Annotated in this window: 21 protein-coding genes and 1 tRNA gene; 9 read left to right on the forward strand and 13 right to left on the reverse strand. The window is 68.8% G+C overall.

Annotated features, from left to right (window positions below):
• Nucleotides 1–86: 86 nt before the first annotated feature.
• On the forward strand, nucleotides 87–485 hold the full coding sequence (locus B3I25_RS04615; RefSeq protein WP_286738001.1) for an SRPBCC family protein: 399 nt from the start codon (nucleotides 87–89) through the stop codon (nucleotides 483–485).
• A gap of 143 nt (nucleotides 486–628) precedes the next feature.
• Here B3I25_RS04615 and B3I25_RS04620 read toward each other — a convergent pair.
• Nucleotides 629–704, reverse strand: a tRNA-Lys gene (locus tag B3I25_RS04620).
• Nucleotides 705–982: 278 nt separating this feature from the next.
• On the opposite strand from B3I25_RS04620, the gene glsA reads away from it, so the two are divergent.
• From glsA to B3I25_RS04640, 4 genes are all read left to right on the forward strand, one after another.
• Nucleotides 983–2,824: a glutaminase A gene (gene glsA, locus B3I25_RS04625; RefSeq protein WP_064846302.1), complete on the forward strand. Its 1,842-nt coding sequence runs from the start codon at nucleotides 983–985 to the stop codon at nucleotides 2,822–2,824.
• A 43-nt stretch (nucleotides 2,825–2,867) separates the two neighbouring features.
• Nucleotides 2,868–3,488, forward strand: a complete 621-nt coding sequence (locus B3I25_RS04630; RefSeq protein WP_035959140.1) for a hypothetical protein — start codon at nucleotides 2,868–2,870, stop codon at nucleotides 3,486–3,488.
• A 257-nt stretch (nucleotides 3,489–3,745) separates the two neighbouring features.
• Complete coding sequence (locus B3I25_RS04635) at nucleotides 3,746–4,363, forward strand: hypothetical protein (RefSeq protein WP_064846303.1); 618 nt, start codon at nucleotides 3,746–3,748, stop codon at nucleotides 4,361–4,363.
• 6 nt (nucleotides 4,364–4,369) lie between these two features.
• Nucleotides 4,370–5,401 carry an inorganic phosphate transporter gene (locus tag B3I25_RS04640; protein ID WP_286738003.1) on the forward strand — a complete coding sequence of 344 codons (1,032 nt, stop codon included), beginning with the start codon at nucleotides 4,370–4,372 and terminating at the stop codon, nucleotides 5,399–5,401.
• Between the two features lie 207 nt (nucleotides 5,402–5,608).
• Here the strand turns inward: B3I25_RS04640 and pstB are convergent, their stop codons facing one another.
• From pstB to pstS, 4 genes are all read right to left on the reverse strand, one after another.
• Nucleotides 5,609–6,388 carry a phosphate ABC transporter ATP-binding protein PstB gene (gene pstB / locus B3I25_RS04645; protein WP_064846305.1) on the reverse strand — a complete coding sequence of 260 codons (780 nt, stop codon included), beginning with the start codon at nucleotides 6,386–6,388 and terminating at the stop codon, nucleotides 5,609–5,611.
• 36 nt (nucleotides 6,389–6,424) lie between these two features.
• Nucleotides 6,425–7,540, reverse strand: a complete 1,116-nt coding sequence (pstA, locus tag B3I25_RS04650; RefSeq protein WP_085108135.1) for a phosphate ABC transporter permease PstA — start codon at nucleotides 7,538–7,540, stop codon at nucleotides 6,425–6,427.
• The gene (gene pstC / locus B3I25_RS04655; RefSeq protein ID WP_064846307.1) at nucleotides 7,540–8,487 is read right to left on the reverse strand and encodes a phosphate ABC transporter permease subunit PstC; all 948 of its coding nucleotides are present in this window, start codon (nucleotides 8,485–8,487) and stop codon (nucleotides 7,540–7,542) included. The genes pstA and pstC overlap by 1 nt, the downstream gene beginning before the upstream one ends.
• A gap of 149 nt (nucleotides 8,488–8,636) precedes the next feature.
• The gene (pstS, locus tag B3I25_RS04660; protein WP_064846308.1) at nucleotides 8,637–9,749 is read right to left on the reverse strand and encodes a phosphate ABC transporter substrate-binding protein PstS; all 1,113 of its coding nucleotides are present in this window, start codon (nucleotides 9,747–9,749) and stop codon (nucleotides 8,637–8,639) included.
• 252 nt (nucleotides 9,750–10,001) lie between these two features.
• Here pstS and B3I25_RS04665 point away from each other — a divergent pair, with 252 nt between their 5' ends.
• The 3 genes from B3I25_RS04665 to disA all read left to right on the forward strand — a co-directional run bounded on the left by B3I25_RS04665 (nucleotide 10,002) and on the right by disA (nucleotide 13,793).
• Nucleotides 10,002–11,159 (forward strand): FUSC family protein, encoded by a 1,158-nt coding sequence (locus B3I25_RS04665; RefSeq protein WP_286738006.1) that lies wholly within the window; start codon nucleotides 10,002–10,004, stop codon nucleotides 11,157–11,159.
• A gap of 57 nt (nucleotides 11,160–11,216) precedes the next feature.
• On the forward strand, nucleotides 11,217–12,608 hold the full coding sequence (gene radA / locus B3I25_RS04670) for a DNA repair protein RadA (protein ID WP_064846324.1): 1,392 nt from the start codon (nucleotides 11,217–11,219) through the stop codon (nucleotides 12,606–12,608).
• 108 nt (nucleotides 12,609–12,716) lie between these two features.
• On the forward strand, nucleotides 12,717–13,793 hold the full coding sequence (gene disA, locus B3I25_RS04675; RefSeq protein ID WP_085108129.1) for a DNA integrity scanning diadenylate cyclase DisA: 1,077 nt from the start codon (nucleotides 12,717–12,719) through the stop codon (nucleotides 13,791–13,793).
• Between the two features lie 151 nt (nucleotides 13,794–13,944).
• On the opposite strand, the gene B3I25_RS04680 is transcribed toward disA, so the two are convergent.
• Entirely contained in the window at nucleotides 13,945–14,670 is a 726-nt protein-coding gene (locus tag B3I25_RS04680; protein WP_286738008.1) for a hypothetical protein, read from the reverse strand.
• Between B3I25_RS04680 and B3I25_RS04685 the strand changes: the two genes are divergently transcribed.
• Nucleotides 14,669–15,679 carry an A/G-specific adenine glycosylase gene (locus B3I25_RS04685; protein WP_286738009.1) on the forward strand — a complete coding sequence of 337 codons (1,011 nt, stop codon included), beginning with the start codon at nucleotides 14,669–14,671 and terminating at the stop codon, nucleotides 15,677–15,679. The genes B3I25_RS04680 and B3I25_RS04685 overlap by 2 nt on opposite strands.
• Here the strand turns inward: B3I25_RS04685 and B3I25_RS04690 are convergent.
• The 7 genes from B3I25_RS04690 to B3I25_RS04720 all read right to left on the reverse strand — a co-directional run bounded on the left by B3I25_RS04690 (nucleotide 15,663) and on the right by B3I25_RS04720 (nucleotide 23,416).
• Nucleotides 15,663–16,181: an amino-acid N-acetyltransferase gene (locus tag B3I25_RS04690; RefSeq protein ID WP_179861259.1), complete on the reverse strand. Its 519-nt coding sequence runs from the start codon at nucleotides 16,179–16,181 to the stop codon at nucleotides 15,663–15,665. The genes B3I25_RS04685 and B3I25_RS04690 overlap by 17 nt on opposite strands.
• A gap of 115 nt (nucleotides 16,182–16,296) precedes the next feature.
• Nucleotides 16,297–18,915: an ATP-dependent Clp protease ATP-binding subunit gene (locus B3I25_RS04695; RefSeq protein ID WP_064846313.1), complete on the reverse strand. Its 2,619-nt coding sequence runs from the start codon at nucleotides 18,913–18,915 to the stop codon at nucleotides 16,297–16,299.
• A gap of 218 nt (nucleotides 18,916–19,133) precedes the next feature.
• A complete protein-coding gene (locus B3I25_RS04700; protein WP_035959173.1) occupies nucleotides 19,134–19,475 on the reverse strand; it encodes a histone-like nucleoid-structuring protein Lsr2 in 342 nt (113 codons plus the stop codon).
• 218 nt (nucleotides 19,476–19,693) lie between these two features.
• A complete protein-coding gene (locus B3I25_RS04705; RefSeq protein WP_064846314.1) occupies nucleotides 19,694–19,978 on the reverse strand; it encodes a hypothetical protein in 285 nt (94 codons plus the stop codon).
• A 49-nt stretch (nucleotides 19,979–20,027) separates the two neighbouring features.
• A complete protein-coding gene (lysS, locus tag B3I25_RS04710) occupies nucleotides 20,028–21,476 on the reverse strand; it encodes a lysine--tRNA ligase (protein WP_414672690.1) in 1,449 nt (482 codons plus the stop codon).
• 108 nt (nucleotides 21,477–21,584) lie between these two features.
• The gene (panC, locus tag B3I25_RS04715) at nucleotides 21,585–22,427 is read right to left on the reverse strand and encodes a pantoate--beta-alanine ligase (RefSeq protein WP_286738012.1); all 843 of its coding nucleotides are present in this window, start codon (nucleotides 22,425–22,427) and stop codon (nucleotides 21,585–21,587) included.
• The gene (locus tag B3I25_RS04720) at nucleotides 22,424–23,416 is read right to left on the reverse strand and encodes a Rossmann-like and DUF2520 domain-containing protein (RefSeq protein WP_098054262.1); all 993 of its coding nucleotides are present in this window, start codon (nucleotides 23,414–23,416) and stop codon (nucleotides 22,424–22,426) included. The genes panC and B3I25_RS04720 overlap by 4 nt, the downstream gene beginning before the upstream one ends.
• Nucleotides 23,417–23,419: the final 3 nt, after the last annotated feature.

Below are 23,419 nucleotides of genomic sequence, written 5' to 3' on the forward strand. Positions count from 1 at the left end.
CAGCCCGCCGGCTCGCCCCACAATCGACAGTGGGCTTACCGTTGCGTGACGCCCCCGTCCGCGCGGATCCCGGGCACACTGGTGCCATGGACATGACCGTGACCCGCACCGGCCCCGCTCGCCCGGCGGACGTGTGGCAGCACTACGACCGCCTCGATCTGTGGACCGTGTGGGCTCCCCACCTCACGAACGTCCGCGCCGATTCCACCACCCTGGCCCCCGGCACCTCGGGCGTGGTCACGGCCCTGGGCGTGGTGCCCGCGGCGTTCCGTGTGATGAGCGTCCGCGCCAACCTGCATTCGTGGTCCTGGCGCGTGCGCGTGGGTCCCGTGACGCTGGAGCTCACGCACGATGTCGCTCCCACCCCGAGCGGCGGTTCCCGCGCGGACGTCAGGATCCAGGGCCCCGCCCCCGTCCTGCTGGCCTACCGCCCGCTCATGGGCTGGGCGCTCGCGCGCCTCGTACGGGTCGGCCCGGCGCACTGAGCGCGACTCGGCCAGAGGCGCTGCACGCGGGCAGGTCCGGGGCGCCGAAGGCCGCTCGCCCCGGGCCCCGAATGCGAGCGGACACGGAAATGCCCCGCGCGATCGTGATCGCCACGGGGCACATGGTCTCCGGTTCCGGGAGGTGGTGCGCCCTGTGGGGCTCGAACCCACGACCCATGGATTAAAAGTCCACTGCTCTACCAACTGAGCTAAAGGCGCGTGCCCAGCCGCGAGTTCCCGCCACCGAGCACGGCTACTCTACCGCAGCGCGGTCGCATTTCCAGTTCGGGAAGCGGCCTCCCGCGCGGCACCGACGGCAACCACGGGCGGACCCAGCGGGCCGCACCGCGCGGCGCGACGAGCCACCGCGGCGCGGGCGAGCGCGCGGCGTCGTCGTCGACCGGGCCCGTCCGCAATATGGGACCCTGGGAGGAGACGACACCCGGGGCGTGCGCAGCCCGCCGCGGGGTTCCCGCCGAGCCTTCGAGGAATGACCCATGAGCACCGTCGCGATGTCCAAGCTGGGCCCCTCCCCCGTCACCGAGTACCTGCGCCGCGTGGTGGAGGACCTGCGCCCGCTGACGGACGGCACGGTGAACAATTCCGTCCCGGAGCTCGCGGCCGCGGACGAGAACATCGTGGGGATCGCCGTGGCCACCGTGGACGGCGCGCTCTACCAGGCCGGGGACACCAAGCTCGAATTCTGCATCCAGTCCATCTCCAAGGCCTTCACGTATGCCCAGGCGCTCACGGACCGCGGCCCGGAGGGTGTGTTCGAGAAGATCGACGTGGAACCGAGCGGTGACGCCTTCAACGAGATCTCACTGCAGCCGGAGACGGGACGCCCCGCGAACCCCATGATCAACGCGGGCGCGATCGCGGCGACGTCCCTCGTGCGCAACACGTCCCACGGCACGCGCATGGAACGGATCCTGCGGTTGCATTCCCGATGCGCGGGCCGGCAGCTGCGGATCAACAAGAACATCCAGTCGCAGGAGCACAAGGCCGGGGACCGCAACCGCGCGCTGGGCTGGCTGCTCGCGTCCCGGGGGATCATCGAGGGGGATCCCACCGGCGCGCTCGAGGACTACTTCGGCCAGTGCTCGATCATGCTCAACTGCGTGGACCTGGCCCGCATGGGTGCCACGCTCGCGGCCGGCGGGCGCAACCCCGTGACCGGCGAGCGCGTCCTGGACCCCGAGGTCGTCTCGGACGTGCTGTCCGTGATGAGCACGTGCGGGATGTACGACGACGCCGGGCGCTGGGCCATCCGCGTGGGCCTGCCCGCCAAGTCCGGGGTCAGCGGCGGCGTGATGACCGTGCTCCCGGGGCAGCTCGCAGTCGCGGTGTTCTCCCCGCCCCTGGACCGCCACGGCAACTCCGTGCGCGGCGTGGCCGCATGCGAACGGCTCACCAAGGACCTGGACCTGCACTTCGCCCGCACGGAACGCAACGGGCACTCCACGGTGCGCTCCGAGTACACCCTGGCGGAAGCACCGTCGTTGGTGCGGCGCAACGAGGCCGCCACCGAGGTGCTCGACGCGCACGGCGAGGACGCTCGGATCATCGAGCTGCAGGGCGATCTGCGCTTCGCCGGGGCCGAGACCGCGGTGCGCACGGTGCGCGACGCCGCCCGCAGGTCCAGTTACGTGCTCGTGGACATCCGGCAGGTGGACGATATGGCCCGCTTCGTCCTGCCCATGCTCAGCCGCACCGCCGAACAGATCGAGAAGACGGGCCACCACATGGTGCTCGTCGCGGAGAAGAGCGGTGAGAACACGCGGAACCTCGAACACCCGCTCACGGTCTTCGCCACGCGCGCCGAGGCCCTCACGTGGGCCGAGGACCAGATCCTGGAGCGCTTCGGCGGCCCCGAGTGCACCCCGGACAAGGTGCACTCCACCCGTTCCGAACTGCTGAGCACGCTCGGCGAGGAGGACGTGGAGCGCATCCGCTCACGCACCGAGTCCGTGGATTGGAAGGCCGGGACCACGGTGTTGCGCACGGGCCAGAAGTTCAACGGCGTGTACATGGTCACGTCCGGCAACGTGGAGGTCTCCCGGCGCTCACCGCAGGGTGACCGCGTGGAACTGGAGGTGATCGGCCCGGGGATGAGCTTCGGTGAGATCGCCCTGGGTACCAATATGCGCCACCTGGTGAGCTTCACCGCGCTCACGGACGTCTCCGCGCGCAGGCTCTCCCCGGAGGCGATCCAGGAGATCGAGGAGGAGGACCCCCGGCTGGCCCTGCGGTGGTGGCGCGCGGTGTCCCAGCAGGCCCTGCTGCGCATCGAGGAACGCTGGCGTCAGCAGGCCGGGGAGACGCACACGGTCGACTGATCCGCCGAGCCCCGTGAAAGGTGCGCGGCGTACACTCGGGCGCATGTCCGAACGCCGCACGCATCATTCGCCCGTGAAGTTCTCCCCCGAGAAGTTCGACGCCCACGAGGGCGGCACGGACCCCGCCCGAGTGTCGGAGGCGGCCCACCTGGCCGCGCAGGCGCTCGTGTCGCGGGGCCGGGAATCCGCGGATCCGGTGGTCCACGATCGCCTCGTTCGGCTCACGGACGAGCAGGGTCTCGAGGGGATCGCAGAGATGTGGGCGCAGGCCCCCGCGGTGTCCCTCCCGGGTGCGCTGTGGCGGCTCTACGCGCTGCGCGCCGCCGCCCGCAAGGACCCCTACCGCATGGGCCGCTGGTTCGCCGCGGGCAAGCAGACCGCGCAGGTGTCCAACGTGGTCGCGGGCGTCGCGGACCCGCCCGGCGCGGAGGAGATCTGCGAGGTCGCGGACGCCATCCTCTCCGGCGCGTTCGACGGCGAGTTCGACGTCGCTCTCGAACGCTCCGCCGCGTTCTGCCGCGTGATCGCCACGGGCCAGGAACGCACGCTGGACATCTCTAGCCTCGGCGTGCGCGATCCGTGGCGCCGCATCCCCCGCCTGATCCGCACCGCGGAGGAACTCGAGTCCGCGGCCGCCGCGTGGCGCAGGGGTGCGCTCGAGTAAGGGACTGCCCCCGCGGGGCGTCCTCGTCCGGACGGGCCGCTTTGCGGCGCCCCCGGGGCCGAGGATTATAATGGAGGCAGGTGTCGGGCCGTGGCAGCCCCGGGCTCCATCATTTAGCCGCTACGAGCGGCCTTCCGCCGAGAGGCGCTCCCGGTCCGGCACCGCCCCCCTCAACAAGATCCACATGTCTCCCCGGTTAACTTTCGTTCGGTACAGTGACGGCCGAAAAGTGAACGGTTCGACGGGAGGACGAACGGATGGTCTTTCGGATCTTCCCGGAGGACGAGCGGGTAACCGAGCTCCTGGTCCAGATGTCCCAGTGCGTGGGCACCGCGGTGGATCAGCTCGCCGAACACATCGGGCAGATCGACAAGACCTGGCAGCGCCCCATCACGGACCTCCTGGACACCGAGGACCGCTGCACCAACCTTTACTTCTCCCTGATGACCACCACGCGCTCCTCGTACGTGGTGCCCATCCCGCGTCAGGACGTCTACATCCTGGGGCAGTGGCTGTTGCGAGCCGTCCAGTGCCTCGTGGCGAGTGCCGAGACCCACCAGCTGTACAAGCTGGAGCGGCCCACCTCGCACGCGACCGAGCAGCTCGCGGTGATCCAGCACATGTCGCTCATGACCACCAAGGCCATGGGCCGGCTGACCAGCTTGAACGAGCTGGACGACTACTGGTTCGAGATGATCCGTCTCACACGCCAGGCCGAACGGACCCACCGGGTGTACCGCGCGAGCTTGCTGGAGCAGTTCAAGACGGCCCAGGCCATCCGCCGCATGGACGCCGCCCGCCAGCTCTTCGATGCCGCACGCGCCCTGGGCCAGGTCTCCGCAGAGGTGGGCCGGATCCTCGTGGCAGAGTCCTGACGCGCCGTGACAGAGTTACTGGCCGTCGTAGGCATCCTCCTGACCCTGGTCTTAACGGTCGTCAACGGTTTCCACGACGCCTCCAACGCCGTGGCCCTGCCCGTACGGTTCAACGCCCTGACACCCCGTGTGGCCCTGTGGACCGGAGCGGTGTTCAACCTCATGGGCGCCCTCCTGGTGGGGCTGGTCCTGGACCGGTTGATCTCGTTCGAGATCCCCATCCCCCTCAACGACGCGGGCGTGGTGGCCCTGTTGTGCGCCCTGCTTACGGCCATCGGGTGGGACCTCCTCACGTGGTGGTGGCGCATGCCCACGTCCTCCACCGCCGCGATCGGCGGCGCCGTGGTGGGTGCTCTGCTCGGAGCACGCGCCGCGGGGCTCTACGACGAGCACCTGGCCATGGGCTCCTACTTCTCCTGGAACGTGCTGCTCCCCCTGCTGATCTCCCCCGTGATCGCGTTCGGGCTCGCGTTCCTGCTGGTCGTGCCCATCGTGTACCTGGTACGCCACGAGACCCCGGGACGCGTGAACTTCCGGGCCGGGGTCGTGCAGGCCACGGGTGCCGCGGCCATTCACTTCGGACACGGGATCCAGCACGCCCGGCGCACGCTGTGGATCCTCTTGGTCCTCCTGCTGATCGTGAACCCCAACCTCTCCCGGGACAGCATCCCCGTGTGGCTCACGGTGCTCGTGGGGGCGTGTCTCGCGTTCGGTACCCTGCTGGGCGGCTGGCGGATCTCCTACACCCTCTCCGCACGCATCGTGACGCTGGATCCCCTGCGCGGAGCGGCGGCGCAAACGGTGTCCGGCGCCCTGCTGTTCGTGGGGGGGTTCCTCTCCCCCATTCCGCTCTCTACGTCCCAGACCACCACCGCGGCGATCCTGGGCGCGGGTTCCGCCCAGAAGTTCCGCACCGTGTATCACGCCACCGTGCTGCGGGTCATCGCCTCGTGGGTCGCCACGGTCCCCGTGTGCGGCCTGGTCTCCGCCATCCTGTTCCTGGCGGCCTCCCCGCTGATCCAGGTCCCCGCGGCCTGATCCGTACCCGCGGTTCGCTCGGGGCACGCGTCACGATCGGGGGCACGCGGAGGCTGACGACGTCGCACGGTGCGGATCGCTGCGCGCTCCCGGTGCGTGCGTCGTCGTACCCCCGGGTCCCGCCGGAGCGCCGTCGTGCCCCCGGGCGTGCACGCGAACGGTGCCCTCCGAGACGGAGGGCACCGTTCGCGTGCGCGAGGACGCGGATCAGCCGAAGCGGCCGGACACGTAGTCCTCGGTGTCCTTCTTCTGCGGGTTGTTGAAGATGTCCGTGGTGGGCGCGTACTCAATCAGACGGCCGGGCTTGCCCGTGCCCTCGATGTTGAAGAACGCGGTCTTGTCCGACACACGGGACGCCTGCTGCATGTTGTGGGTCACGATCACCACGGTGTAATCGGTCTTGATCTCGTTGATCAGGTCCTCGATCGCGAGCGTGGAGATGGGGTCCAGCGCGGAGCACGGCTCGTCCATGAGGATCACGTCCGGCTTGACCGCGATTGCGCGGGCGATGCACAGCCGCTGCTGCTGACCACCGGAAAGACCGGAACCGGGCTTGTCCAAACGGTCCTTGACCTCGTTCCAGAGGTTCGCGCCGCGCAGCGAGCTCTCCACGAGCTCGTCCGCGTCCTTGCTCGAGATGCGCTTGTTGTTGAGCTTCACGCCCGCGAGCACGTTGTCGCGGATGGACATCGTGGGGAACGGGTTGGGGCGCTGGAACACCATTCCCACCATGGAGCGCACGGTCACGGGGTCCACGCCCTTGCCGTAGAGATCGTCCCCGTCCAGCAGCACCTTGCCCTGGGCGTAAGCACCCGGGATCACCTCGTGCATGCGGTTGAGGGTGCGCAGGAACGTGGACTTGCCGCAACCGGAGGGACCGATGAACGCGGTGACCGAGCGGGGTTCGATGTTCATGCTGACGTCCTGGACCGCCAGGAAATCGCCGTAGTAGACGTTGAGGTTTTCGACGTCGATTCGTTTCGACATGGGTGTGTTTCCTTAGATCGAATGGTCGGCCAGCACTCAGCGGCCGGCGGTCTTGGGAGCGAAGGCCCTGGCGATCAAGCGTGCCACGAGGTTGAGCAGCATCACGATCACGATCAGGATCAGCGCCGCGGCCCAGGCCCGCTGCAGGGACGGATCGGGGTTCGTGGGCGAGGTGGGCGTCATGATCTGGTAGTAGATGAACGTGGGCAGCGTGGTCATCCAGCCGGAGAACGAGTTCCAGTTGATGGCCGTGGCGAAGCCCGCGGTCACGAGCAGCGGCGCCGTCTCACCGATCACACGGGCGATCGCGAGGGTCACACCCGAGGCGATACCCGAGATGGCCGTGGGGATGACCACCTTGAGGATGGTCCGCCACTTGCGCACACCCAGCGCGTAGGACGCCTCGCGCAGTTCGTTGGGCACGATCCGCAGCATCTCCTCGGTGTTCTTGACCACCGTGGGGATCATCAGCACGGTCAGCGCGACCGCCGCCACGAACCCGGTACGGGTCGAGGGGCCGAAGATCATGCCGAACAGAGCGGCCGCGAACAGACCAGCCACGATGGACGGGATACCGGTCATGACGTCCACGAAGAACGTGATGGCCTTGCCGAGCCAGCCGCCCCGGGAGTACTCCACGAGGTAGATCGCGGTGAGCAACCCCACGGGCACGGACATAAGCGTGGCCCAGAACGTGATGGACACCGTACCGATGATCGCGTGGTAGGCGCCGCCCATCACCTGACTGGGCGCATCGGCCTGGTTGTCGTGGAAGCCCGTGACCCCGTTCATGGAGGTAAACAACATGTTGGAGGTCAGACCGGGGATGCCGTTGGCGAGCACCGTCCAGATCACGGAGATCAGCGGGATCACCGCGAGGATGAAGGCGGCATAGACCAGGAAGGTCATGAGCGAATCGGCCCCGGCGCGGGAACCCTCGATCATGCCCACGGCCAGCGGGCCGACCACCAGGAAGATCACGGTGGCGAACAGGGCCCACAGCGCGATGCTGAACCCCACCAGAGCGGCAAGCGCGGCCCCCGCCACGATCGCGGCCACGCCGATGACGGGGACGAGCCACTTGGGGCGCTGACCGCGGGTGAGCCTTGACTGGCGGACGGGTGAGGTTCCGGGTTGGGTGGACGTGGTCATCAGTTGGCCCCCGAGAATTCCTTGTAGCGAGCGATGATGGCGCGGGCGATCATGTTGACCACGAGGGTGATCAGGAACAGCACGAGACCGGCCGCGATCAGTTCGGACAACCGCAGGCCGTAGGCCTCGGGGAAGTTCAGCGCGATCTCCGCGGCGATCGTCTGGTTACCGGACTTGATCAGGGACGCGATCATGGGCCCGGAGGACAGCACCAGGGCCACCGCCATGGTCTCGCCGAGCGCGCGGCCCAGGGCCAGCATGATCGAGGAGATGATCCCGGGGCGCGCGAACGGCAGCACGGCCATCCGGATCATCTCCCACCGCGTGGCCCCCAGTGCCAGCGCGGCCTCCTCGTGGAGCTTGGGCGTCTGCGTGAAGATCTCGCGGGACATGGACGTGATGATCGGCAGGATCATGATGGCCAGCACGATGCCTGCGGTGAGCATGGTCTTACCCGTCTGGGACGCGGGCCCGTCGAAGATGGGGATGAAGCCCAGGTGCTCGGTGAGCCAGTTGTACAGCGGTACGAGCGCCGGCGCGAGCACCGTGGCACCCCACGCGCCGTAGATCACGGAGGGAATGGCCGCGAGCAGGTCGATCACGTAGCCCACCGGCTTGGAGATCTTGGCCGGTGCGTAGTGGGAGATGTAGAGCGCCACCAGGATGCCCACGGGTGTGGCGATCAGCAGGGCGATCACCGCGGCGATGAGCGTGCCCACGATGAGCGGCCAAATGTAGTGGAAGAAGCCCTGCCCACCGGTGATCTCCTCGGCGGGGGCGGCGAACGTGGGCAGCGCCTGCAGCAACAGGAATAGCGCGACGGCCGCGAGCACCGCGAAGATCAGGATGCCGGCGGCCAGGCTGAGTCCGGAGAAGACGGAGTCACCGGCACGTCCGGCCGAGGACTGCCGGGTCCCCGGTTTCTGGGCGCTGATGGTGGTGGACATGAACCAGTCCCTTCGATCAAGGTGTGGAACGAGCTGAGCGGTGAATTCGGACAGCGTAGGACGTGGCGGTCCGAGATGGCCGCGTGCGTGGCCGCGGCGCCGACGCGCGATGACACGCCGGCGCCGCACTCACACGTCGTCGGGGCGGATCAGCCCTTCGCGGTGATGGAGTCCACGGCCGCCTTGGCCTGGTCGCGCAGGGTCTGGCTCAGCGGGGCGGAACCGGCAGAGTCCGCAGCGGCCTTCTGCCCGTCCTCGGAGATCACGTAGTTCTCGAAGGCCTTGACCAGGTCCGCGGTCTCCTGGGAGTCGTACTGGGAGCACACGATGTGGTAGGAGATCAGCACGAGCGGGTACGCACCGGATTCCTTGGTGTCGCGCCCGATGTTGATCGCGAGGTCGTGCTCGCCGCGGCCCTCGGCCTGGGCGGAGACCTCGACGGCCTTGGCGGCGGCCTCGGGCGAGTGGGTCACGTACTGGTCGCCCACCTTGATCGCGGCGGTGCCGAGATCGCCCACGGCGGAGGAGTCCGCGTAGGTCACGGCGCCCTCGGTGCCGGAGGTCGTGGAGACCACGCCGGAGGTGCCCTTGTTGTTCTCCGCCGCGTACTCGGAGGGCCATGCCTGTGCCGGGTCCTTGGTCCACTCCTGCGGAGCGGCCTTGTGCAGGTAGTCGGTGAAGTTCTCGGTGGTCCCGGAGTCATCGCTGCGGTGCACCACCGTGATCGGGGTGTCCGGGAGATCGGCGTCCGGGTTCTGCTGCTTGATCTGCTCCGCGTTCCAGCGCTTGATCTCACCCTTGAAGATCTTGGCGATGGTGGGGGCGTCCAGGTTCAGGGACTCGATACCGGGCAGGTTGAACGCCACGGAGATCGGGGAGATGTAGACCGGGAGGTCCATGGCGCCGTCGGGGCCGCACTGCTGCTTGGCCTGCTCGACCTCGTCGTCGGAGAGGTAGGCGTCCGAGCCGGCGAAGTTCGCGCCGCCCGCCAGGAAGGCCTTGCGCCCGGCGCCGGAGCCGTCCGGGGAGTACTGCACGGTGGAGCCGCTGTTAGCGGACTGGAAGCCGTTCTGCCACGCGGTCATGGCGGCCTGCTGGGAGGACGCCCCGATGCCGGTCAGCGTTCCGGACACGCCGCTGCTCTCGCCGGAGCCCCCGCCGCTGTTGGTGTTGCCGGTGGCGTTGTCGGAACCGCAAGCGGTCAGAGCGAGGGCACCAATGGCCAGGACTGCGGCCGAACGGCCGACATGCGAAACCTTCACTGTATTTCCCTTCGAAAGCGTGAACCGGGGAGCCCGGTGGGTGCGGACAACCGGATCTTGGAGTCCAACGCCGCTGCGTCCGCAGCGCGCCCGGGAATTACCGTAGGCAGGCGATATTGACAGATGCGGCCGGGAAGGTGAACTGGCGGTTAACAACCCCTGTGACCGGCGCCACCCCTGGCCACGGCGCCGCCCGGTCACGCGTCCCGCGCGGTACGCGTCCGTCCGAGGCGCCCGCCTAGGATGGGAGCCATGACGTCCTCGGAAGCAGCTCAGCACCGCTCCCGATTCCGTCGTGTTCCCGAGGTCGTGGGCAAGCGCGGGCGCTCCGGCTGGGCACGCATGACGTCCGGTTTCTTCCAGGCCGTGCAGATGACCGTGGCGGCCGTTGGCGCGTACGTGATCGCGGAACGGCTGCTGGGCCATCAAGGCCCCATCTTCGCCGCGACCGCCGCGCTCGTGTCCCTGGGGTACGCCAAGGGCGGGCTGCGCTACCGCCGGGTGCTGGAGGTCTCGATCGGGTGCACCCTGGGGATCGTGATGGGCGATCTGCTCATCCAGGTCCTGGGCCATGGTGAGTGGCAAGCGGCCCTCGTGTTGCTCCTGTCCCTCTTGCTCGCCCGGTTCCTTGACAACGGCGCGATCTTCACCACGCAGATGGGGCTGCAGTCCGTGCTGGTGGTGCTCCTCCCGCCGTCGCAGGACGGCGTGTTCGCGCGGTCCTTCGACGCCGTGGTGGGGTGCCTGTGCGCGCTGCTCCTCGCGTACGTGATTCCCCAAGACCCGCGCCGCGAACCGCGCCAGGACCTCAGCAAGCTCATCGTGGAGTTCACCCAGGTGCTCACGGACTGCTCCCGTGCGGTCTCGGACACCGATTCGCGCCTCGCGTGGCACGCCCTCGTGCGGGCTCGTCAGACGCAGCCGCTCGTGGACTCGGTACGCTCGGGGCTCACGGCCTCCCGGGAGATCGCCCACGCATCCCCTCTGCACCGCCGGCACCGCCGCGAGATCGACGACCTGAGCGAGAGCATCCGGTACGTGGACCTCGCCGTGCGCAACTCGCGCGTCTTCGCACGCCGCCTCGCGTCCGTCCTCAACCGCGTCTCCCTGTCCGACGACGCCGTGGCCTCCCTCTCCGAGGCCCTCGCCGATCTCTCCGACGCCATCCTGAGCCTGGATCACACGTTCTCCGCGAGTCACCCCCAGACCCGTGAAAGCTACCTGCGCCAGACGCGCAATGAACTGATCTCCGTGGCCGGTCGCCTGGAACCCGGGCTCATGGGGGTGCGGACCATGGAGGGCGAGGCACTCGTGCTGCTGATCCGTCCGTTGGTCGTGGACCTGTTGGAGTCCACCGGTCTCACCCACGAGGAGGCGGTCCGGTACCTGCCCACGCTGGGCGGTCGGTGACCGAGCCACGGATCCGTGCCGCTTATGCGCGTCAGATCCGCCCCCTACGGTGACAGCATGAGCGCGAAGACCAGAAAGCCGTCCGTCTCCTACCGGTGCACGGAATGCGGCTGGACCACGGCCAAATGGGTGGGCCGGTGCGGTGAGTGCCAGTCCTGGGGCACCGTGCAGGAGATCTCCACGAACCTGGAACACGGGCGCACCCGAGCCGCGGCCAGCGTGGCGGTGCCCGCTCAACCCATCGGCCAGGTGGATTCCTCGGTGGCCCGCTTCACCCCCACGCGCGTCACCGAGTTCGACCGCGTCCTGGGCGGCGGACTCGTGCCCGGTGCGGTCATCCTGATCGCGGGGGAACCCGGCGTGGGTAAGTCCACGCTGCTCCTGGACGCAGCCGCCAAGGTGGCGGGCGGGCCCGATCCCCGCACCGTGTTGTACGTGACCGGGGAGGAGTCCGCGGCGCAGGTCAAACTGCGGGCCGAGCGCATCGATGCCCTCTCGGAAAAGCTGTACCTCACCGCGGAGACCGACCTCTCCGCGGCGCTCGCGCAGGTCAAGGACTTAAAACCGGAACTGTTGATCGTGGACTCGGTGCAGACCCTCGCGAGCCCGGAGATCGAGGGTTCGGCGGGCGGGGTGAGCCAGGTGCGGGAGGTCGCGGCGAGCCTCATCCACGCCGCCAAGACCCGGAACATGACCACCCTGCTCGTGGGCCACGTGACCAAGGAGGGTTCGATCGCCGGTCCCCGGTTGCTCGAACACCTCGTGGACGTCGTGTGTCAGTTCGAGGGGGACAAACACTCGCGCATCCGCCTCTTGCGGGCCGTGAAGAACCGGTTCGGCCCCACGGACGAGGTCGGGTGCTTCGATCTCGAGGAGAACGGTATCCGCTCGGTCTCGGACCCGTCCGGCCTGTTCGTCTCCCGCACCCCCGTCCCGGTCGCGGGAACATGTCTGAGCGTCACCGTGGAGGGGCGCAGGCCGCTGCTCGCGGAGGTCCAGGCCCTGCTGGACAAGTCCAGCACCGCGCAACCCCGACGGGCCACCTCCGGCCTGGACGGTTCCCGGGTGGCCATGCTGCTCGCGGTGTTGCAGCGCCGGGCGGGCGTGGCCCTCGCGACCATGGACTGCTACGTGTCCACCGTGGGCGGTGTGCGGCTCACCGAACCCGCCACGGACCTCGCGGTGTGCATGGCGCTCGCGTCCGCCGCCCAGGATCGACCGCTGCCCCAGCGGCTCGTGTGCTTCGGGGAGATCGGACTGGCCGGTGAGGTCCGCCCCGTACCCGAGATCAACCGCAGGATCCAGGAGGTCGCCCGACTGGGCTTCACCCACGCCGTGGTCCCGGCATCCCCCAACGGACCCGGCAAGATCCCTCCGGGCTTCTCCGTGCGTGAGGTCACCACCGTCTCACAGGCCATGGAGCTGCTCTTCCCGCCGCGGCAGGGCTGAATCCGACGCCGTACGGCCGAGTTCGCCGGGGCAGGGCCGAGTCCGAACACACATGCCACGCGGGGCATGTTGGCCTTCGGGCGGGGCGAGCGCACATAGAATGAGGCCGTGGTGAAATCGCACGAGACTGCCCTGAGACGGACCCTGGCCAGGGTCTCCCCCGGTACCGAACTGAGGACGGGGCTGGAGCGCATCCTCCGGGGCCGCACAGGCGCGCTCATCGTGCTCGGATTCGACCGCTCCGTGGAGTCGCTGTGTTCGGGCGGGTTCGACATCGACACCGAATTCACCCCCACCAAGTTGCGCGAACTCGCCAAGATGGACGGGGCGATCGTGTGCGACAAGGAAGCCACCCGCATCCTCAAGGCCGGGGTCCAGCTCATGCCGGACGCGTCCATCCGCACCCAGGAGTCCGGCACGCGTCACCGCTCCGCCGAGCGCACCGCCAAGCAGACCGGTGTTCCCGTGATCTCGGTCAGCCAGTCCATGAGCGTCATCACGATCTACGTGGCCGATTACCGCTACGCGATCGACGGTTCCCAGGCCATCATGGCCCGCGCGAACCAGGCCCTGCAGACCCTGGAGCACTACAGCAACCGCCTCGAGCAGGTCCTGGGCAGCCTCTCGGCGCTCGAGATCGAAGCCGCCGTGACCGCCCGCGACGTGGCCCTGACGCTGCAGCGGATGGAGATGGTGCGCAGGATCTCGGACGAGATCGGGTGGTACGTCCTGGAACTCGGCTCGGACGGGCGTCTGATCTCCCTGCAGCTCGAGGAGCTCACGGCCGGGACGGGGCCGGGGCCCGGCGTGGTCCTGCGGGACTACCTGCCCGAGGCCACGACGCCCGAGGTGATCGCGGAGTCCCTGGACCGGCTCGCCCGGTTGTCGTCCACCGAACTGATCGATCTGCAGCGGGTCGCGGTGGCCGCGGGTCTCACCGGGCCGCAGGGCAACTTGGAGGTGGACCTGCACCCCCACGGTTACCGGCTGCTCGAGGGCATCAAGTCCATGCCGCGTGCGGTGGCGAAACGGCTCGTGGCCCAGTTCGACGGCCTGCAGTCGCTCATGGCCGCGAACCTCGAGGACCTGATGTCCGTGGAGGGCATCGGCGAGCAGCGTGCCCGCACCGTACGCGAGTCCTTGTCCCGTATGGCCGAGACGAGCCTGCTGGAGCGGTTCATGTAGCAGTCCGGGTGGCCCGGTCGCGGACGCGGCCCGTGCACCGCCCGGGCATCGCCCACCGATGGTCACCTCGAGGGCCGCCAGCCGGCCGCGCGAACCCCGGGCCCGCCGTCGCCGGTGGATCTGCGCGAGCCGTGAGCCGCCCGTCGCCCACTCACTGCAGGCTGAAAACGGCCTGCTGGCTCGCGACGTCCCCGAGCAACGTCGTGAGGTTGTAGTACCCGGCGAGCGCCTCGGACTGGCCGGCCGGGCAGCCCTCCGCGGTGCGCACCCGGTTCCACGTGAGCCGTGCGGTCTCCTTCTGCCCCGTGTCCAGGGTGATCTGACGGTCCTCACCGGCTGCCGCGCAGTGCCGTGAATCAAAGACGGTGTCCGCACCGGAGGTCACCACGAAGGCCATGTGATTGCTACCGGCGTCCACGCGGCACGGATGCTGGCCCTTGTTCTCGAGGGTCAGTTCGAGCACCGGGTTCTGGCCCGCCGCGTAACTCTGTTTGTCGGTCGCGGCACTCACCGCCAGATCCGCGCCGCATTCCGGCGCCGCCGTACTGCTGGCACTCGGGCTGCCGGACGCGCCGGGTGCACCAGACCCGGACGGTGTGGGCCGGGCAGTGAAGTCCGCGAACTTGTTCTGGGGATCCGTGCTCGGCTGCGCCGCGGCGTCGGGCTGCTGCGTGGCATTCGCGTCGTCGGCGTCCGGTGCCGTGAGTGCGCGCACGCCCGAGACCACTGCCCACAGCAGGGCCAGGACCAGGGCGACGATCACGGCGAGCGCGACCATGCGGCGTCGCCGGTAGACGTGCTCCGGGAGCCTGCCCCCGGTGTCCGCGGATTCCGCGGGGGACGTGGGGGGATCGTGCTGTTCGGAACCGGAAGCCATGGTCTCCAGGCTACCGTGGACAGTTATGAACTCGAGCCGCACACCAGCCCGCGACGAGCGACTTCACGGCATTCACGCAGCCGTGATCGAGTGGTACCGGCGGGCGTCCCGCGACCTGCCGTGGCGCGCGCCCGAACGCACACCGTGGCAGGTGCTCGTGAGCGAGATCATGCTGCAGCAGACCCCGGTGGGGCGCGTCCTGCCGGTGTGGCGCCGGTGGCTCGAACAGTGGCCGGAACCGGGCGATCTCGCGGCGGCGTCGCCGGCGGAGGTCCTGCGCGCGTGGGACAGGCTCGGCTACCCGCGCCGCGCGCTGCGGCTGCACGCGGCTGCCCAGAACATTGCCGCGGAGCACGACGGGCGGGTGCCCGAGGACCACGCACAGCTGTTGGCATTGCCCGGGATCGGCGCGTACACCGCGGCGGCAGTGGCCGTGTTCGCGTTCGGTCAGCGCCACACGGTCGTGGACACGAACATCCGCCGGGTCGAGGCCCGGGTGTTCTCCGGGCGGGCCCTGCCGTCCCGTTCCCTCACCGCGGCGGAGACCCGGTTGGCGCAGGACGTCCTGCCGCAGGACGTCGCGGAATCGGTCGCGTGGAACCAGGCCGTGATGGAGCTGGGCGCACTGATCTGCACCGCGCGTTCCCCGCGCTGCGACGAGTGCCCCGTGCGGCGGGACTGCGCGTGGGTCGCGGCTGGCAGCCCTCCCGCGCAGGAGACGCCCAGGGGCCAGTTGTGGCACGGCACGGACCGCCAGGTCCGCGGGGCCATGATGGCGGTGCTGCGCGCCGCGGACGAGCCCGTGCCCGCGCAGTTGCTGCTCACGGACCTCGCGGGCTCGGAACAGATCGCCGGGGAGCACGCGGCCCCGCCCGCTGTGGTGATCGAACGGCTCGGGGCCCTGTGGCGGCTGCCCGCGCCCGCCGAACAACGGGAGCGTGCGTTGAACGGCCTGCTCGCGGACGGTCTGGCCACCTCGGACGTCGGTGCGGTCAGCCTTCCGGGGTGATCGCGCGGATCATCCGCGTGTTGCCCAGCGTGTTGGGTTTGACCCGGGCCAGGTCCAGGAACTCCGCGACGCCCTCGTCGTGGGAACGCAACAGCTCTGCGAAGACCTCGGGCTCGATGGTCTCCTGGTTCTCCATCACGGCGAATCCGTGCCGCGCGAAGAACGCCACCTCGAAGGTCAGGCAGAAAACCCGGCCGACCCCGAGCCGAGCCGCACGGGCCAGCAGTTCCTCGATCATCCGCCCGCCCACGCCATGACCGCGCGCCGCGGGGGACGTGGCCAGGGTGCGCACCTCCGCGAGGTCCTCCCACATCACGTGCAAGGCCCCGCAGCCCACGAGGTTCCCGGCGTCGTCCTCCGCAACCACGAACTCCTGGATACTCTCGAAGTACGTCACCGTGTCCTTGGTGATCAGGATGCGCTCGGCCGCCATGGGCGCCACGAGCTCCTTGATGCCATGGACGTCCGAGGTCCGGGCGGGGCGGATGCGGATCTCTACCATGCCCACGACTGTACGCGTCCGTTCGAACGCGAGCGGGCGGCGTCGCCGACCGTTGTGGTCGACGACGCCGCCCGCTCGCGGAGGCGCCGCGGTGCCGGGCACCGCGCGGGGTGGCTCAGGCCTGCGCCTGGGCCGCTCCCCCGCCGCTGTCGGGCCCCGAGTGGGGCGAGCGCGGCACGTCTTTGCCGGACTGGCTGTCAGCGTCGTCCGAGAACGCCGGGGTGTTCTCGATCTCCCGGATCTCGTCGTCGGAGAGCTCGGACATGGGCGTGGAGGAGAAGGTGAAGGTGGCGTCGTCGCCCTCACCCTCGACGTCCACCGAGATCTTCTCACCCGAGGCGATCTCGCCGAACAGGATCCGCTCGGAGAGCTGGTCCTCGATCTCGCGCTGCATGGTCCGGCGCAGCGGCCGGGCACCCATCGCGGGGTCGTAGCCCTTCTTGGCGAGCAACTGCTTGGCGGCGTCGGACAGCGAGATGGACATGTCCTGCTCACGCAACCGCCGCTGCAGGCGCGCGACGAACAGGTCCACGATCTGCACGATCTCACTCTCGCTCAGCTGCGGGAACACGATGATCTCGTCCACGCGGTTGAGGAACTCGGGACGGAAGTGCTCCTTGAGCTCCTCCTGCACCTTGGCCTGCATGCGGTCGTAGGACGTGGCCGCGTCCCCGCTGGCCTGGAAGCCCACGGGAACCGTGCGGGAGATGTCCCGGGTACCGAGGTTCGTGGTCATGATGATCACGGTGTTCTTGAAGTCCACCACACGGCCCTGCGAGTCGGTCAGGCGACCGTCCTCGAGGATCTGCAGCAGCGAGTTGAAGAGGTCCTGGTGGGCCTTCTCGACCTCGTCGAACAGCACCACGGAGAACGGCTTGCGGCGGACCTTCTCGGTCAACTGACCGCCCTCCTCGTACCCCACGTAGCCCGGAGGGGCACCGAAGAGCCGAGAGACGGTGTGCTTCTCCTGGTACTCGGACATGTCCAGCGTGATCAGGGCGTCCTCGTCACCGAACAGGAACTCCGCGAGCGCCTTGGCCAACTCGGTCTTTCCCACACCAGTGGGCCCGGCGAAGATGAACGAGCCACCCGGGCGGCGCGGGTCCTTCAGACCAGCTCGGGTACGGCGGATGGAGCGGGACAGGGCCTTGATGGCCTCGTTCTGCCCGATGACGCGCTTGTGCAACTCGTCCTCCATGTGCAGCAGCCGCCCGGACTCCTCCTCGGAGAGCTTGTACACGGGCACACCCGTGGAGGCGGACAGGACGTCCGAGATGACCTCCGGGGTCACCTCCGAGATCTGGTCGTCGCCCTCGCGCCACGCGGTGTCCTTCTCGTCACGCTCGGCGATGAGCTTCTGCTCGGTGTCGCGCAGGGACGCGGCCTTCTCGTAGTCCTGGCCCTCGATCGCGGCTTCCTTGGAACGCTTGGTGTCCGCGATCTTCTGGTCCAGGGCCTTGATCTCCGGCGGCGCGGTCATGCGCTTGATGCGCAGACGTGCACCGGCCTCGTCGATCAGGTCGATGGCCTTGTCGGGCAGGAACCGGTCCGAGACGTAGCGCGCGGACATGTGCACCGCGGCCTCCAGCGCGTCGTCCGAGATGGACACGCGGTGGTGCGCCTCGTACTTGTCGCGCAGGCCCTTGAGGATCTCCACGGCGTGGGCCTCGGAGGGCTCGTCCACCTGGATGGGCTGGAAGCGCCGTTCGAGGGCGGCGTCCTTCTCGATGTGCTTGCGGTACTCGTCCAGCGTGGTGGCACCGATGGTCTGCAGCTCGCCGCGCGCCAGCATGGGCTTGAGGATCGACGCGGCGTCGATCGCGCCTTCCGCGGCACCCGCACCCACGAGCGTGTGGATCTCGTCGATGAACAGGATGATGTCCCCGCGCGTGCGGATCTCCTTGAGCACCTTCTTGAGGCGTTCCTCGAAGTCACCGCGGTAGCGGGAACCGGCCACGAGCGATCCCAGGTCCAGCGTGTAGAGCTGCTTGTCCTTGAGCGTCTCGGGGACGTCCCCGCGCACGATCGCCTGGGCCAGGCCCTCCACGACCGCGGTCTTACCGACACCGGGCTCACCGATCAGCACCGGGTTGTTCTTGGTGCGCCGGGAGAGCACCTGCATCACGCGCTCCATCTCGCGGTAGCGCCCGATGACGGGGTCCAGCGTGGACTCGCGCGCGGCGGCGGTGAGGTTGCGACCGAACTGGTCCAGCACGGCCGACCCCGCGGGAGTGCCCTCCGCGCGGCCACCGGTGCCGACGCCGGCGGCTTCCTTCTCCCCGCCGGCGTTGCCGGACTGGTAGCCGGAGATCAGTTCCAGCACCGTGGCGCGGACCTTACCGGGATCCGCACCCAGCTTGACGAGCACCTGGGAGGCCACGCCCTCGCCGGCACGGATGATCCCGAGGAGGATGTGCTCGGTACCGATGTAGTTGTGCCCCAACTGCAGGGCCTCGCGCAGCGAGTGCTCGAGCACCTTCTTGGCGCGGGGCGTGAACGGGATGTGGCCCGAGGGCGCTTGCTGGCCCGGGCCGATGATGTCCTGGACCTGCTCGCGGGCGGCGCTCAGGGTGATGCCCATGGACTCGAGGGCCTTGGCGGCGACGCCCTCACCCTCGTGGATCAGGCCGAGCAGCAGGTGCTCGGTCCCGATGTAGTTGTGGTTGAGCATCCTGGCCTCTTCCTGGGCCAGCACGACGACCCTACGGGCGCGGTCGGTGAAGCGTTCGAACATGGATACTCCTTCATTGATCTCTGCCAACGATGCTAGGCATCCCCCGCGGCGTTTCCGGTACTGTTCGCCACTGGCGCACGGTATCCAGCCCTCAGCAAAATTCCCCCCGCGGGGCTTTCCGCAACTCCCCCGTCCCGTGCTCCCCGGTACCGACGACAACGGCCGGAACACGCCTGTTGCGGCGTGTTCCGGCCGTGATGCCGGGGTGTGCTACGAACTCAGTCGTTGTGAGCGGCGTAGTACTTGTCCTGGATGTCCTGGTGGATGCGGCCGCGGTCCGAGACCTGCAGGCCCTGCTTTTTGGCCCACGCGCGGATCTTGGGGGTCTCGGGGTTGCCCGAGCGGTTCGGGCGCGTGGTGGTGTTCTGGCTGCGCCCGCTCTTGGCGGACGCGCGGCGACCGGCCGCGACGTAGGGACGCAGGGCGTCGCGCAGCTTGGTGGCATTGGCCGAGCTCAGGTCGATCTCGTACTGGCCGCCGTCCAGACCGAAACGCACGGTCTCATTGGCCTCGCCGCCGTCGATATCGTCTTCAAGAATGATTTTCACGGTCTGAGCCATGCTCCAGCTCCTCCAAACGCCCTACGGGCTCGTCGATCAATTATTCGCGCTAGCAAATTCATGCTGTGGGGTGAAACACAGGAATTTGTCCCCCGTGTGATTCCGATCTCCATTCCTCATGGAAACTGTTCGGATTCACCCATGGGAACGTCCCCGGAATGAAATGCAGGAACCGCGGATTCACGGTCCTATCATGGCAGATATTCGAATAATTGTCATCACGGGCTATTGGGATCTTCCGGGGATTCACGAATAGGAATGCTGTTGCGTAAGCCCAGACCCCGTTGTTGCCGGGGCTTATCCTCCTGATATCCGAACGGGACTTTGTCCCCCTCGCGTTCGCGTACCGAGCGGTACCACTGCTCGGCGTCGTCGCGGGCCTGTGCCTGCGCATTGCGCTCGGTCCTGTCCCCGCGCAGCAACCAGCGCATCACGAGGTAGAAGACCACACCCACACCGAGTGAGGGTACGAAGACGGCCAGGTAATCCATGACGGTGATCATCCTCTCCAGGACTGGACAGCGGCTGGACGCGGTACTGCGCCGGGCCGGTTCACTCGGGCTTCATGAGTGGGAAGAGGATGGTGTCCCGGATGCCCAGGTTGGTGAACAGCATGATGAGCCGGTCCAGCCCCAGGCCGAGCCCGCCCATGGGCGGCGCGCCGTATTCGAGGGCCCGCAGGAAGTCCTCGTCCAACTGCATGGCCTCGTCGTCCCCCGCCGCGGCGAGCCGGGACTGCTCCGTGAGCCGGTCGCGCTGCACCACCGGGTCCACGAGCTCGGAGAACGCGGTGCCACGCTCCATCCCCCCGATGATCAGGTCCCACGCCTCGATCAACCCCGGCTTCTCGCGGTGGGGCCGGGCGAGCGGTTGTGCGGCCGGCGGGTAGTCGTACACGAACGTGGGTTGGATCAGGGTGGGCTCCACGATTTCCTCGAAGAGTTCCATGACGAGTTTCTGTGCGTCCCATGCAGGATTCACCTGAATATCGCGCTGAGCGGCGATCTTTCGCAGTTCCGTGACATCCGTGTCCGGGGTGACCTCCCGTCCCACGGCCTCGGACAGTCCCGGATACACGGAAACCCATGCCCACTCCCCGAACAAATCAATGCGGCCGTCCTCGGTGTCCACCCCGTCCACACCGAGCGCGCGGGCACATTCCTGGATGATCTCCTGGATCCGCTGCGCCATCACGAATTGATCGGCATAGGCCTCATACGCCTCGAGCGTGGTGAATTCCGGGCTGTGGGAGGAATCCACACCCTCGTTCCGGAAGACCCGGCCGATCTCGAAAACCCTGTCGATACCGCCCACGACCGCGCGCTTGAGATACAGCTCGGTGGCGATACGCAGCGTCATGTCCTGGTCGAACGCGTTGAGGTGCGTACCGAATGGGCGCGCCGCGGCCCCGCCGTGCACGAGCTGGAGCACGGGGGTCTCGATCTCCACGTACCCCTGTTCCTCCATGACACGGCGTACGGTGCGCGTGATCGTGGAGCGCGTGAGGACGACGTCGCGGGCCTCCTGGCGCACGATCAGGTCCAGGTAGCGCTGGCGCACCCGGGTTTCCTCGTTGAGTTCCTTATGCATGGTGGGCAGGGGGCGCAGGGCCTTGGAGGCCAAGGTCCACGAGTCCGCCATCACGGACAGCTCCCCGCGCCGCGAGCTGATCACGCGACCGGTGATGGCCACGAAGTCGCCAAGGTCCACGAGGGCCTTCCACTGCGCGAGGGGTTCGTCCCCCACGATGACCTTGGAGAGCATGGCCTGCAGCCGGGTGCCGTCCCCCTCCTGGAGGGTCGCGAAGCACAACTTGCCGGTGTTGCGCACGTGGACCACACGACCGGCCACGGTCACGACGTGCTCGGTCTCCTCCCCGGGTTCGAGCTGACCGAACTGCTCACGGACCGCGGCAAGGGTCGTGGTGCGATGCACGTCCACGGGATAGGGCGCCATCCCGGCGTCCTGCGCTGCCTGGCGCTTGGCGGCGCGCACGGCCATCTGATCGTTGAGCTCGTGGGCGCTCAGCTCCGGATCGGTGCTGGCGGTGTCTGCGGGAACGGTGGATTCGGGCTGCTCGGTCACAATGGACCAGGATACCGCCCGCGCTCAGATTCGCATGTTGTCGATCAGGCGGGTGGGGCCCACCCACGCCGCCACGAGCGCGAGGGTCCCGGGGCCGGGTTCCACGAGGGAAAGATCTCCCGGGTCCACGGTCACGAGGTAGTCCAGGCGCACCTCCGGCTCGGCGTCGATGGCGCTGCGCGCCCGCTCGAGCGTGAGCTCCCCTGCCGCGAGCGCGCACAACGTCCGGTGCAGCACGAGCGCGTGGCCGGCCTGCTCGGCGGAGAGGTACTGGTTGCGCGAGGACAGGGCGAGCCCTTGCTCCGAGCGCACGATGGGCACCGCACGGATCTCCACCGGGTGATCGAAATCACGCACCATCCGCTGCATAAGCAGCAGTTGCTGCGCGTCCTTCTCCCCGAAATAGGCCCGCAGTTCGGCGGCGGGGCCCGGTGCCGCGATCGTGAACAGCTTGTTGACCACGGTCAGGGCGCCGTCGAAGTGCCCGGGGCGCGTGGCCCCCTCCAGGATCGACCCTGCCCGCCCGGAGGTCACGGACACCACGGGCGTCCCGTCCGGGTACATCTGCTCGACCGACGGCGCGAAGACGAGGTCCACACCCACCTCGGCGAGCCGCGCAACGTCCCCGTCCAGGTCCCGCGGGTAGCTCTCGAAGTCCTCGCCGGGACCGAACTGCAGCGGGTTGACGAACACGGACACCACCGCGAGGTCGTTCTCCGCACGCGTGCGCTGCGCGATCCGCGCGTGCCCGTCGTGCAGGGCACCCATGGTGGGGAACAACCCCACGGTGCGGGCGCCGCGGGTCACGCGCGCCCCGATCTCCTCGCGCAACTGCGCCACGGTGGTGCACACCACGGGTCCCGTCACGGGCGTTCCTCTCCGTCGAGCGCGGCAAGCACCGCGCGATAGGTCGTCTCGTCGATCCGGCCCGACGACGCCGCGCGGGCCGCGGTCTGCCGCGCCAGTGCGCGGTACCCCGCCAACAACTGTTCCCCGGCGTCCGCCTGGCGCGCTCCCCGCCCGGAGGCGTCGGGTGCCGTGACGCGCTCGGGCGAGCGGGCGGCGTCGGCGGCGGAGACCCCATCTTGGGACAGCTCCCGTAGGGCGGCGACGTGGGCGGCCACCGTGGCGACGTCCCCGCGGGCCACGGGACCGGTCAGGGCATCCTCCCCGGAGGCCAGGGCGTTGTCCACCGTGGCTCGCGCGAGGGGGCCCAGGACGCGTTCCGGGTGGGTGACCCCGATCTGCCCGAGCACTTGCATGGACTCCCCGAGCAGGGTCATCACGTGATTGGAACCGTGGGCGAGCGCCGCGTGGTACAGGGGGCGATCCGCTTCCGCGATCACCACGGGCTCGGCGCCCATCTCCACCACGAGGGCTTGCGCGATGGGCAGGACGGGTGCCGCGGCGGTGACGCCGAAGCTGCAGTCCGCGAGCCGGTGCAGGTCCAGACTGAGCCCCGTGAAAGTCATGGCGGGGTGCACGGCCAGGCCAATCCCCCCGGCGCGGCGCACGGGTTCGAGCACATCCGTGCCGTAGCGCCCCGCGGTGTGCACCACGAGCTGACCGGGTTGCCACGCGCCCGTGGCACCGAGCCCGCTCACCAGGCCTGGTAGTTGGTCGTCCGGGACCGCGAGCAGTACGAGTTCACTGCGTTCCACGATCGTGGGGACGTCCAACACGGGTACGTCCGGCAACAGGGCGCCCGCGCGCTCCCGGCTCTGTTCGGAGGACGCGTGCACACCCACGACGGCGTGTCCCGCAGCCCGCAGCGCGGCGCCCAGCACCGCGCCCACCTTGCCGGCACTGATCACGCCCACGCCCAACCGGCCCGGGCGGTCACTGGGTTGTCTCACGGA

Source organism: Kocuria sp. UBA1838 (assembly GCF_002338785.1).
GTDB classification, from domain to species: Bacteria; Actinomycetota; Actinomycetes; order Actinomycetales; family Micrococcaceae; genus Kocuria; species Kocuria marina.

Excerpts from the sequence above, each read along its gene's own strand:
- B3I25_RS04615 (WP_286738001.1), top strand. The coding sequence starts at position 87 with ATGGACATGACCGTGACCCGCACCGGCCCCGCTCGCCCGGCGGACGTG.
- glsA (WP_064846302.1), top strand. The coding sequence starts at position 983 with ATGAGCACCGTCGCGATGTCCAAGCTGGGCCCCTCCCCCGTCACCGAG.
- B3I25_RS04630 (WP_035959140.1), top strand. The coding sequence starts at position 2,868 with ATGTCCGAACGCCGCACGCATCATTCGCCCGTGAAGTTCTCCCCCGAG.
- B3I25_RS04635 (WP_064846303.1), top strand. The coding sequence starts at position 3,746 with ATGGTCTTTCGGATCTTCCCGGAGGACGAGCGGGTAACCGAGCTCCTG.
- pstB (WP_064846305.1), bottom strand. The coding sequence starts at position 6,388 with ATGTCGAAACGAATCGACGTCGAAAACCTCAACGTCTACTACGGCGAT.
- pstA (WP_085108135.1), bottom strand. The coding sequence starts at position 7,540 with ATGACCACGTCCACCCAACCCGGAACCTCACCCGTCCGCCAGTCAAGG.
- pstC (WP_064846307.1), bottom strand. The coding sequence starts at position 8,487 with ATGTCCACCACCATCAGCGCCCAGAAACCGGGGACCCGGCAGTCCTCG.
- B3I25_RS04665 (WP_286738006.1), top strand. The coding sequence starts at position 10,002 with ATGACGTCCTCGGAAGCAGCTCAGCACCGCTCCCGATTCCGTCGTGTT.
- radA (WP_064846324.1), top strand. The coding sequence starts at position 11,217 with ATGAGCGCGAAGACCAGAAAGCCGTCCGTCTCCTACCGGTGCACGGAA.
- B3I25_RS04685 (WP_286738009.1), top strand. The coding sequence starts at position 14,669 with ATGGTCTCCAGGCTACCGTGGACAGTTATGAACTCGAGCCGCACACCA.
- B3I25_RS04680 (WP_286738008.1), bottom strand. The coding sequence starts at position 14,670 with ATGGCTTCCGGTTCCGAACAGCACGATCCCCCCACGTCCCCCGCGGAA.
- B3I25_RS04690 (WP_179861259.1), bottom strand. The coding sequence starts at position 16,181 with ATGGTAGAGATCCGCATCCGCCCCGCCCGGACCTCGGACGTCCATGGC.
- B3I25_RS04695 (WP_064846313.1), bottom strand. The coding sequence starts at position 18,915 with ATGTTCGAACGCTTCACCGACCGCGCCCGTAGGGTCGTCGTGCTGGCC.
- B3I25_RS04700 (WP_035959173.1), bottom strand. The coding sequence starts at position 19,475 with ATGGCTCAGACCGTGAAAATCATTCTTGAAGACGATATCGACGGCGGC.
- B3I25_RS04705 (WP_064846314.1), bottom strand. The coding sequence starts at position 19,978 with ATGATCACCGTCATGGATTACCTGGCCGTCTTCGTACCCTCACTCGGT.
- lysS (WP_414672690.1), bottom strand. The coding sequence starts at position 21,476 with ATGGCCGTGCGCGCCGCCAAGCGCCAGGCAGCGCAGGACGCCGGGATG.